This window comes from Streptomyces huiliensis, from assembly GCF_020037025.1.
In the GTDB taxonomy this organism is placed as follows: domain Bacteria; phylum Actinomycetota; class Actinomycetes; order Streptomycetales; family Streptomycetaceae; genus Streptomyces; species Streptomyces huiliensis.
The window spans coordinates 19,511-29,928 of record NZ_JAIQLH010000168.1 but is presented as its reverse complement, the minus strand read 5'-3'; the positions used below and the strand labels follow the sequence as shown (position 1 = coordinate 29,928).

7 protein-coding genes and 1 CRISPR repeat array are annotated in these 10,418 nt (G+C 71.8%); all 7 genes read left to right on the top strand.

The window, feature by feature from the left end:
* On the top strand, positions 1–421 hold a 421-nt coding region (locus JNW98_RS25145; RefSeq protein WP_372459322.1), incomplete at its 5' end, for a sensor histidine kinase.
* Between the two features lie 126 nt (positions 422–547).
* On the top strand, positions 548–1,231 hold the full coding sequence (locus JNW98_RS25140; RefSeq protein WP_223770573.1) for a response regulator transcription factor: 684 nt from the start codon (positions 548–550) through the stop codon (positions 1,229–1,231).
* A gap of 438 nt (positions 1,232–1,669) precedes the next feature.
* On the top strand, positions 1,670–3,658 hold the full coding sequence (locus JNW98_RS25135; protein ID WP_223770572.1) for a 2-oxoacid:acceptor oxidoreductase subunit alpha: 1,989 nt from the start codon (positions 1,670–1,672) through the stop codon (positions 3,656–3,658).
* Positions 3,651–4,700, top strand: a complete 1,050-nt coding sequence (locus JNW98_RS25130; protein WP_223770571.1) for a 2-oxoacid:ferredoxin oxidoreductase subunit beta — start codon at positions 3,651–3,653, stop codon at positions 4,698–4,700. The genes JNW98_RS25135 and JNW98_RS25130 overlap by 8 nt, the downstream gene beginning before the upstream one ends.
* 215 nt (positions 4,701–4,915) lie before the next feature.
* Positions 4,916–6,967, top strand: coding sequence for an APC family permease (locus JNW98_RS25125; RefSeq protein WP_223770570.1), 2,052 nt, complete (start codon positions 4,916–4,918; stop codon positions 6,965–6,967).
* Positions 6,968–7,049: 82 nt separating this feature from the next.
* Complete coding sequence (gene rarD / locus JNW98_RS25120; protein ID WP_223770569.1) at positions 7,050–8,069, top strand: EamA family transporter RarD; 1,020 nt, start codon at positions 7,050–7,052, stop codon at positions 8,067–8,069.
* 176 nt (positions 8,070–8,245) lie between these two features.
* Positions 8,246–8,823: a CRISPR direct-repeat array (repeat unit 29 nt; unit sequence GTGGTCCCCGCGCACGCGGGGGTGGTCCC).
* A gap of 161 nt (positions 8,824–8,984) precedes the next feature.
* On the top strand, positions 8,985–10,364 hold the full coding sequence (locus tag JNW98_RS25115; RefSeq protein ID WP_223770568.1) for a M20/M25/M40 family metallo-hydrolase: 1,380 nt from the start codon (positions 8,985–8,987) through the stop codon (positions 10,362–10,364).
* Positions 10,365–10,418 lie beyond the last annotated feature (54 nt).

Sequence of the window (10,418 nt, the reverse complement as noted above, 5' to 3'; positions counted from 1 at the left end):
CCAGGAGCTCCGCGACCTCGCCCGCGGCATCCACCCGGCGGTACTGACGGACCGCGGCCTGGACGCCGCCCTCTCCTCCGTCGCCGGCCGCTGCACCGTCCCCGTCCAGGTGCAGGTCGACCTCGACACCCGCCCGGCGCCCGCGATCGAGGGCATCGCCTACTTCACCGTCTCCGAACTCCTCCAGAACGTCAGCAAGCACAGCGGTGCCCGGACCGCGCGGGTGGAGGTGTGGCGCTCGGGCAGCCGCGTGATGCTCCAGGTGTGGGACGACGGGCGGGGCGGCGCGTCCACCGCCGCCGGCAGCGGCCTGGCCGGACTCGCCGAACGGCTCGGCTCGGTGGACGGCCTGCTGGTCGTCGACTCGCCCGCCGGCGGGCCCACCACCGTCACCGCGGAACTGCCCTGGCGCGACCGCTGACCCCGCCCCGCCCCCCTTACGGCCCCGGACCTTTCCGTCCCGGGGCCGTTTTGCTGCGATGCTGTGGGGCGTCGCAGTCGTAGCGCGGGCCGGAGCGTCCGCGGGGAAACCAGGGGGCCGGACGTCGTGGTAGAGAACGCCGCGGACAGGGTACGGGTGGTCATCGCCGAGGACTCGGTGCTGCTCAGGGAGGGCCTGACCCGGCTGCTCACCGACCGCGGCCACGAGGTCGTGGCCGGGGTCGGAGACGCCGAGGCGCTGCTGAAGGCGGTGCGGGAACTGGCCGACGAGGGCGCGCTGCCGGACGTGGTGGTGGCCGACGTCCGGATGCCGCCGACCCACACGGACGAGGGCGTCCGCGCCTCCGTCCAGCTCCGCCGGAACCACCCGGACCTGGGCGTCCTGGTCCTTTCGCAGTATGTCGAGGAGCAGTACGCGACCGAACTGCTGGCCGGCAGCAGCCGCGGGGTCGGCTACCTGCTCAAGGACCGCGTGGCCGAGGTGCGGGAGTTCGTGGACGCCGTGGTCCGGGTGGCGCGGGGCGGCACCGCGCTGGACCCCGAGGTCGTCGCCCAGCTGCTGGGCCGCAGCCGCAAGCAGGACGTCCTGGCCGGGCTCACCCCGCGGGAGAGAGAGGTCCTGGGGCTGATGGCGGAGGGGCGGACGAACGGTGCGATCGCGCGGCAGCTCGTGGTGAGCGACGGGGCCGTGGAGAAGCACGTCAGTAACATCTTCATGAAACTCGGGCTGTCGCCGAGCGACGGGGACCACCGGCGGGTGCTCGCCGTACTGACGTACTTGCGGTCGTGAGGGCGCGCCCCGGTCCCTCCCCGTCGCCGCTTCCCGGGGGCGCGCCCCAGGCCCCCCTGAAAGCGGCTCCCCCCTGGGGGCGGCTCCGCCGCTTGTCCTCAAACGCCGGACGGGCTGAAGGGGGGTCGCTTGAACGCCTTCCCGAGCCTGTCCGCGCCTCCGCTTCCGTTCACTGACGCCCCGGCGGCCGAGCGGAGACGCCGATCGGACGCCCCGGCTCCTCCTCCGGTCCTGGTCCCCGGGTCGTAGCCCCGCCCCCGGGGCGGCCACGGGCTCGAGGGCCGCTCGAAGCGGGCGTGCCAGGATGGGGGTGCTGCGGGGCCTCCCCATCCCGTGATCCGTCCCGGATGGCCGTGCCCCGCCCACGTACGATGGCGATGGGAACGCCGGTCGGCACCTCCGTGTGCGGGACCGCCGTCACGAGGGAGGTCCGAAGCAGTGACCAGCCAGGTCAGCAGCCCGGCCGAGCAGGCCGAACCAGCCGAACAGCAGGCAGGCTTCTCCCCGCCCGGGGCCGGGGACGAGCCGTCGCGCCTCACCGGGCAGCGCGCCGGAGCGCCGGAATCCGGCGGCAAGGAGGTCCGCCGCCTGGACCGGGTGATCATCCGGTTCGCGGGTGACTCCGGTGACGGCATGCAGCTCACCGGAGACCGCTTCACCTCCGAGACGGCCTCGTTCGGCAACGACCTGTCCACGCTCCCGAACTTCCCCGCCGAGATCCGCGCCCCCGCCGGCACCCTGCCCGGCGTCTCCTCGTTCCAGCTCCACTTCGCCGACCACGACATCCTCACCCCGGGCGACGCCCCGAACGTCCTGGTCGCCATGAACCCGGCCGCCCTCAAGGCCAACATCGCGGACGTGCCCCGCGGCGCCGAGATCATCGTCAACACCGACGAGTTCACCAAGCGCCCGATGGCGAAGGTCGGTTACGCGACCAGCCCGCTGGAGGACGGCTCGCTGGACGCCTACAACGTCCACCCCGTCCCGCTGACGACGCTGACGATCGAGGCGCTCAAGGAGTTCGGGCTCTCCCGCAAGGAGGCCGAGCGCAGCAAGAACATGTTCGCGCTCGGGCTGTTGTCGTGGATGTACCACCGGCCGACGGAGAACACCGAGAAGTTCCTGCGGAAGAAGTTCGCGAAGAAGCCGCAGATCGCCGAGGCGAACGTGGCCGCGTTCAGGGCGGGGTGGAACTTCGGCGAGACGACGGAGGACTTCGCGGTCTCCTACGAGGTCGCCCCGGCCGCGTCCGCCTTCCCAGCCGGTACGTACCGCAACATCTCCGGGAATCTGGCGTTGTCGTACGGGCTGATCGCGGCCTCGCGGCAGGCGGACCTGCCGCTGTACCTGGGCTCGTACCCGATCACCCCGGCCTCCGACATCCTCCACGAGCTGTCGAAGCACAAGAACTTCGGCGTGCGCACCTTCCAGGCCGAGGACGAGATCGCCGGGATCGGCGCGGCGCTGGGTGCGGCGTTCGGCGGGGCGCTGGCGGTGACGACGACGTCGGGGCCGGGTGTGGCGCTGAAGTCGGAGACGATCGGGCTGGCGGTCTCGCTCGAACTGCCGCTGCTGATCGTGGACATCCAGCGCGGTGGTCCGTCGACGGGTCTGCCGACCAAGACCGAGCAGGCCGACTTGTTGCAGGCGATGTACGGGCGCAACGGTGAGGCGCCAGTGCCGATCGTGGCGCCGAAGACGCCGGCGGACTGCTTCGAGGCGGCGCTGGACGCGGCGCGGATCGCGCTGACGTACCGGACGCCGGTCTTCCTGCTGTCGGACGGCTACCTGGCCAACGGCTCGGAGCCGTGGCGGATCCCGGAGCAGGACGAACTGCCGGATCTGAGAGTGCAGTTCACGACCACGCCCAATCACGAGCTGGCGGACGGCACCGAGGTGTTCTGGCCGTACAAGCGCGACCCCGAGACGCTGGCCCGCCCCTGGGCCGTGCCGGGCACGCCGGGTCTGGAGCACCGCATCGGCGGGATCGAGAAGCAGGACGGCACGGGCAACATCTCGTACGACCCGGCCAACCACGACTTCATGGTCCGCACCCGGCAGGCCAAGGTCGACGGGGTCGCTGTCCCTGACATCGAGGTGGACGACCCTTCCGGGGAGGCCCGGACCCTGGTGCTGGGGTGGGGTTCCACCTACGGGCCGATCACCGCGGCCGTACGGCGGGTGCGCGGTGCCGGTTCGCACGTCGCCCAGGCGCACCTGCGCCACCTCAACCCCTTCCCGCGCAACCTGGGCGAGGTGCTGAAGCGGTACGACACGGTCGTCGTGCCGGAGATGAACCTCGGCCAGCTCGCCACCCTGCTGCGCGCCCGGTACCTCGTGGACGTCCGCTCCCACACCCAGGTCAGCGGCATGCCGTTCAAGGCCGAGCAGCTCGCCACCGTGCTCAAGGAGGCCATCGATGACTGAGGCGCTCAAGCTGGTGCCCAAGGCCGAAGCCAAGCAGTCCATGAAGGACTTCAAGTCCGACCAGGAAGTCCGCTGGTGTCCCGGCTGCGGTGACTACGCCATCCTCGCCGCCGTCCAGGGCTTCATGCCCGAACTCGGCGTCGCCCGTGAAAACATCGTCTTCGTCTCCGGCATCGGCTGCTCCTCCCGCTTCCCGTACTACATGAACACCTACGGGATGCACTCCATCCACGGCCGCGCCCCGGCCATCGCCACCGGCCTGGCCACCTCGCGCCGCGACCTGTCGGTGTGGGTCGTCACCGGTGACGGCGACGCGCTGTCGATCGGCGGCAACCACCTCATCCACGCGCTGCGCCGCAACGTCAACCTCAAGATCCTGCTGTTCAACAACCGGATCTACGGGCTGACCAAGGGCCAGTACAGCCCCACCTCCGAAGTCGGCAAGATCACCAAGTCGACGCCGATGGGTTCGCTGGACGCGCCCTTCAACCCCCTGTCGCTGGCGATCGGCGCCGAGGCGTCGTTCGTCGCCCGGACCATCGACTCCGACCGCAAGCACCTGACCGAGGTACTGCGCCAGGCCGCCGACCACCCGGGCACGGCGCTGGTGGAGATCTACCAGAACTGCAACATCTTCAACGACAACGCCTTCGAAGCGCTCAAGGACAAGGAGCAGGCCCAGGAGGCGGTGATCCGGCTGGAGCACGGGCAGCCCATCCGCTTCGGCGTCGACGGTTCCAAGGGCGTCGTACGGGACCCGGCGACAGGGGACCTCTCGGTCGTGGAGGTGACGGCCGAGAACGAGGCGCAGGTGCTCGTCCACGACGCGCACTCCGCGTCCCCGACCACGGCGTTCGCGCTGTCGCGCCTCGCCGACCCGGACACGCTGCACCACACGCCGATCGGAGTGCTGCGGAGTGTGGAACGGCCGGTGTACGACACGTTGATGGCCGATCAGCTGGAGACGGCTGTGGAGCAGCGGGGCAAGGGGGATCTGGCGGGGCTGCTCGCGGGGGGCGACACCTGGACGGTGGTGGGGTAGGGGGTTCCACCCTGCCCAGGACGGGCGGATGGTCGCGCGCGAGCGCGCCATTCAGCCCGTCCGGCGATTGAGGACGAGCGGCGAAGCCGCGAAAAAGGGGGGTCTGGGGCGCAGCCCCGGGAAACGGTGAAAGGGCGGGACCGGGGCACCCCCAAACGAGTGCCCCCGCCGCGTCGGGCCGCCCGCCCCCACCACCGGCCCGCTGTCATGGGGACATGGCCGACGCCGACGTCCCCCTCCCACCCGACCGCCTCCGCTACCTCGCGAAACGCGCCCTCCTCGGCCCACCCCTGGTGACAGAGCGCCTCGCCCAGGAGAAGCTGTCGAACCCCACAGCCCTGGGCGTCCTCGCCTCAGACTGCATCTCCTCCACCGCGTACGGCACGGAGGAAATGCTCCGCATCCTCGTCCCGGTAGCCGGCGTCGCCGCGTTCACCCTCCTCCTCCCGGTGACCGGAGCGATCCTCCTCGTCCTCCTCCTCGTGACGCTGGCCTACCGCGACGTGGTCTCCGTCTACACCCGCGCCGGCGGCTCGTACGTCGTCGCCCGCGAGAACCTGGGCCCGCGCGTCGCGCAGATCGCGGCCGTGGCCCTGCTGGTGGACTACACGGTCACGGTCGCCGTGCAGACCGCCGCCGGCACGGACGCGCTGATCTCGCTCGCCCACCTGGTCGGCCACGGCTACCACGGCATCGACCACCTCAAGCTGCCGGTCACGGTCGCCGTCGTGGTGCTGCTGATGTACGGGAACCTGCGCGGTCTCCGCGAGGCGGGCCGCGCCTTCGCGCTGCCGGCGTACCTGTTCATGGCGGCCATCGCACTGCTGCTGGCCGTCGGGCTGGTCCGGGCCCTGGACGGCGGGCTGCCGCACGCCGACACGGCGGCGCCCGGTGCCGTCCCGCTGGGCAGCGGCGGGCACGGCTGGCTGTACGGCGCGTCGCTGTTCATCGTGTTGCGCGCGTTCGCGAACGGAGGTTCGTCGCTGACCGGCCTGGAGGCGATCTCCAACGGGGTGTCGGCCTTCCGGTCCCCGCAGGGCCGCAACGCGCGCCGCACGCTCACCGTGATGAGCGTGATCCTCGGGATCATGGTGGCCGGCGTCTCGGCGCTGGCCCACTTCACGCACGCGATCCCGTACGAGGACGGCAACCCGACCGTCCTCGCCCAGGAGGCACACCTGGTCTTCGGCGACGGCCGGGCGGGGACGGCGGGCCTGGTGTTCGTGCAGCTCGCCACCGCGCTGATCCTCTACACCGGTGCCAACACGCCGTTCACCGGCTTCCCGTTCCTCGCCAGCTTCGTCGCCGAGGACCGCTTCCTGCCCCGCCAGCTCACCCGGCGCGGCCACCGCCTCGCCTTCTCCAACGGCATCATCTGCCTCACCGTCGTCTCGCTGGGGCTGCTGCTGCTCACCGGCGGCAACGTCGACAAACTGGTCGCGTTGTACGCGATCGGGGTGTTCACCGGCTTCACCATGGCCGCGGCCGGGATGACCGCGCACCATCTGCGCTCGGCCGGACCCGGGCCCGGCCGCCGTTCCGGCCGTCGTCCCGGCCGTCGTCCCGGCCGTCGTCCCGGCCGTCGTCCCGGCCGTCGTCCCGGCCGCCGCGCGAAGATCGCGGTGAACCTGTCGGCCGCCGTCGTCTCCGCCCTGGTGGTCCTGATCTTCGCGGTCACCAAGTTCACGGAGGGCGCGTGGCTGGTCGTGGTGGTGTTCCCGCTCGGGGTGTGGGCGCTGATCCGCGTCAACCGGCACTACCGCGCGGAGGCGGCGGCCCTGGAGAACGTCCCCGCCTTCACCGCCGGCGGCCCGCACTGGCGGCGGCACCTGGTGTACGTCCTGGTCGACACCCTCGACCTGGCGGCCGTCAAGGCGCTGCGGTACGCGCACGAGCTGCGGCCGGACGAGGTCCGCGCCCTGCACTTCGTCATCGACGAGACGCGGGCGCGGCGGCTCGCGGCCCGCTGGGAGGCGACCCCGGGGACGAACGTCCCGCTGGAGCTCGTCGACTGCCCGGACCGGCGGCTGCGGCACGCGGTCGTCGCGCTCGCGGCCCGGACCACGGCGGACGGCGCGACCGCCCTGACCCTCCTCGTCCCCCGGCGGACGTACTCGACGCCGCTGGGCCGGCTGCTGCACCGGGGCACGGGCGAGCAGATGGCGCGGGCGCTGGAGCAGCTGCCGGACGTGGCCGTCACCATCCTGCCGTTCGACGTCTCGCGGGCGGTGGAGCGGCTGCGGGGGGCTTTGCGGACGAAGTCATGACCGTCATTCGGTACGGACATGACAGGCACCCCCGGACGGCGTTACCTTCGCGAGGTCGTCGTCGCACCGCCGGGAGGGATCCGTGAAGCCGGACACGCAGCAGAACGAGACGCGCACGGGGTTCCTGTGCGGCGTCCTCGCCTACGCGATCTGGGGGCTGTTCCCCCTGTACTGGCCGCTCCTGGAGCCGTCCGGGGCGTTCGAGATCCTGGCGCACCGGATGGTGTGGTCCCTGGTGACGGTGGTGGCCGCGCTCGCCCTCACGCGGCGCTGGGCGTGGATACGCCCGCTGCTCCGGCAGCCGAAGCGGCTCGCGATGATCGTCCTGAGCGCCGCGACGATCTCGGTGAACTGGGGCATCTACATCTGGGCCGTCAACGCCGGCCATGTCGTCGAGACGTCGCTGGGCTACTTCATCAACCCGCTCGTCGTCATCGCCCTCGGCGTCATCGTCCTGCGGGAGCGGCTGCGGCCCGCGCAGTGGGCGGCCGTCGGCATCGGCGCGGCGGCGGTGATCGTGCTGGCGGTGGGCTACGGCAAGCTGCCGTGGATCGCGCTGGGCATCTCGGCGTCGTTCGGCACCTACAGCCTCTTCAAGAAGCAGGTCGGGCTGGGCGGCCTGGAGTCCATGGCCGCCGAGACGGCCGTCCAGTTCCTGCCCGCGCTCGGCTTCCTGATCTTCCTCGGCGCGGACGGCAAGAGCACCTTCGCGAGCGAGGGCACGGGCCACCTGCTGCTCCTGCTGGCTTCGGGCGCGATCACCGCCCTCCCCCTGGTCTCCTTCGGCATGGCAGCCGTCCGCCTGCCGCTGTCGGTCCTCGGGATGCTCCAGTACCTCGCTCCCATCTTCCAGTTCGCCCTCGGCCTCGCGGTCTTCCACGAGTCCATGCCGCCTGAGCGGTGGGCGGGCTTCGCGTTGGTGTGGCTGGCGCTGGCGGTGCTGACGTGGGACGCGCTGCGCTCGGCGCGGGCGACGCGGGTGGAGCTGGCTGCCGCCCGGGAGCGGGCGGCGGCGGAGCCTCCGCGGCCGGAGGCCGCTGTGGAGGCGGCGACCGGCGGCGTAGGCGAGCCGGACACGACGGCGGGCCGCGCCGGGACGTGAACGGCTGTGCGCGCGACGGCGCCTGGCCCTACGATCTGGGCGGACGCTCGAGCGCCGCTCGCGCGCTCAACGCATCGCCCTGGAGGCCGATTTGCCACGGATCAGCCCGAATGCCGGGAGCTGCGAAAGTGAGTAAAAACCGGCCTGCCGCCGGCTAAAGACGCAGGTCGCGCCCTGTGGTCCCCGCGCACGCGGGGGTGGTCCCGTCCCCTCGACGGCGGCCTTGGCCCGGGGGTAGTGGTCCCCGCGCACGCGGGGGTGGTCCCTCGCCGAGCGTCGAGCACGGAAAGGCGGCCGTGTGGTCCCCGCGCACGCGGGGGTGGTCCCGCTGATCGCCACGGCAGCCCCCTCTCGTATGCGTGGTCCCCGCGCACGCGGGGGTGGTCCCTCGCCGAGCGTCGAGCACGGAAAGGCGGCCGTGTGGTCCCCGCGCACGCGGGGGTGGTCCCGCTGATCGCCACGGCAGCCCCCTCTCGTATGCGTGGTCCCCGCGCACGCGGGGGTGGTCCCGGCAGGCTGAAACGATACGTTCCGCTGCCCCGGTGGTCCCCGCGCACGCGGGGGTGGTCCCAGCCCGCCGTCGCCAGCCCGGAGCCGTCCGGCGTGGTCCCCGCGCACGCGGGGGTGGTCCCCCTCTTCTCCACTCCTGAACCTGAAGGGGATGGTGGTCCCCGCGCACGCGGGGGTGGTCCCAGGACGACCTCGGTGACCACGGTGTGGGGCTCGTGGTCCCCGCGCACGCGGGGGTGGTCCCCGGGGGGCGGTGTCCAGGAGGGGGTAACGATTGCGGTCCCCGCACGCGGGGGCGCCCGCCCGATATCCGGATACCGAACCCCCCTGTCCGAATTCCGCCCTTGACGGATCTCCGAAAACCCCTTGAACATCATGGGCACGTCAAAAGGACGGGAGCCCCCCATGCTTGATGTCCAAGGTCCCACCCTGCCCACCAGCCCCCGAAGACGCCGCCGGTCCGCCGGGCTGCTGGCGTGTGGGGCGGCTGTGGCGGCGACGCTCGTCGGCGCGTCTCCGGCCATCGCGGCAACAGCGGCAGTACCCACAGCGGCAGCGACCAGAGCGCCACGGGCCGCCGACGCGCCCGAGATACCCTCGGCCGACGTCAAGGCGCACCTCAATCAGTTGCAGTCGATAGCGAATGCCAACGGCGGCAACCGGGCGCACGGTCGCGCCGGGTACAAAGCGTCGATCGACTACGTCAAGGGCAGGCTGGACGCGGCCGGTTACAAGACGACCGTGCAGCAGTTCACCACCGGCGGCGCCACCGGGTACAACCTGATCGCCGACTGGCCGGGCGGGGACGCGAACCACGTCGTGTTCGCCGGGTCGCACCTCGACTCCGTCAGCGCCGGGCCGGGGATCAACGACAACGGTTCCGGGTCCGCCGGCGTCCTGGAAGTGGCGCTTACCGTGGCCAAGTCCGGCTACAAGCCGGACAAGCACCTGCGGTTCGGCTGGTGGGGCGCGGAGGAGCTCGGCATGCGCGGCTCCTCGTACTACGTCAACCAACTCCCCTCCACCGAGCGGTCGAAGATCGACGCGTACCTGAACTTCGACATGATCGGGTCGCCCAACCCCGGCTACTTCGTCTACGGGTACGACGCCTCGCTGAAGACCCTCTTCGAGGACTGGTTCGCCGCCCGGAAGATCGCCACCGAGATCGACACCGAGGGCGACGGACGCTCGGACCACGCGCCGTTCCAGCAGGCGGGCATCCGTGTGGGCGGCCTGTTCAGCGGCGCGGACTACATCAAGACCGCCGCTCAGGCCCGTAACTGGGGCGGGACGGCGGGCAAGGCGTTCGACAGCTGCTACCACCGCTCCTGCGACACCATCTCGAACATCGACGACAAGGCGCTCGGCACCAACAGCACCGCCATCGCGGGCGCCGTCTGGAAGCTCAGCGGCGGCGGCTCCACCCAGCCGCCCGGCGGCACCAGCTTCGAGAGCAAGGCGTCCGTCGCGATCCCCGACAACGGTCCGGCCGTCGAGTCGCCGATCGCCGTCAGCGGCCTCACCGGCAACGCCCCGGCCGCGCTCAAGGTGGCCGTGGACATCTCGCACAGCTACCGCGGCGACCTCACCGTCGACCTCGTCGGGCCGAGCGGCCGTTCCTACCGGCTGAAGGGGTCCAGCGCCAACGACTCCGCCTCCGACGTCGTCGCCACCTACACCGTCGACGCCTCGTCCGAGACGGCCAACGGCACCTGGAAGCTCCGCGTCCAGGACGTCGCCGCCCAGGACACCGGGAACGTCAACGGCTGGAAGATCACCTTCTGAGACGGATGACGAAGGCGGGGCGGGTCGCTCGGCGTCCCGCCCCGCCTTCGTCAG

Bases quoted from the DNA above. Each gene is read 5' to 3' on its own strand.
- JNW98_RS25130 (WP_223770571.1), top strand. From the start codon at position 3,651: ATGACTGAGGCGCTCAAGCTGGTGCCCAAGGCCGAAGCCAAGCAGTCC.
- JNW98_RS25125 (WP_223770570.1), top strand. From the start codon at position 4,916: ATGGCCGACGCCGACGTCCCCCTCCCACCCGACCGCCTCCGCTACCTC.
- JNW98_RS25115 (WP_223770568.1), top strand. From the start codon at position 8,985: ATGCTTGATGTCCAAGGTCCCACCCTGCCCACCAGCCCCCGAAGACGC.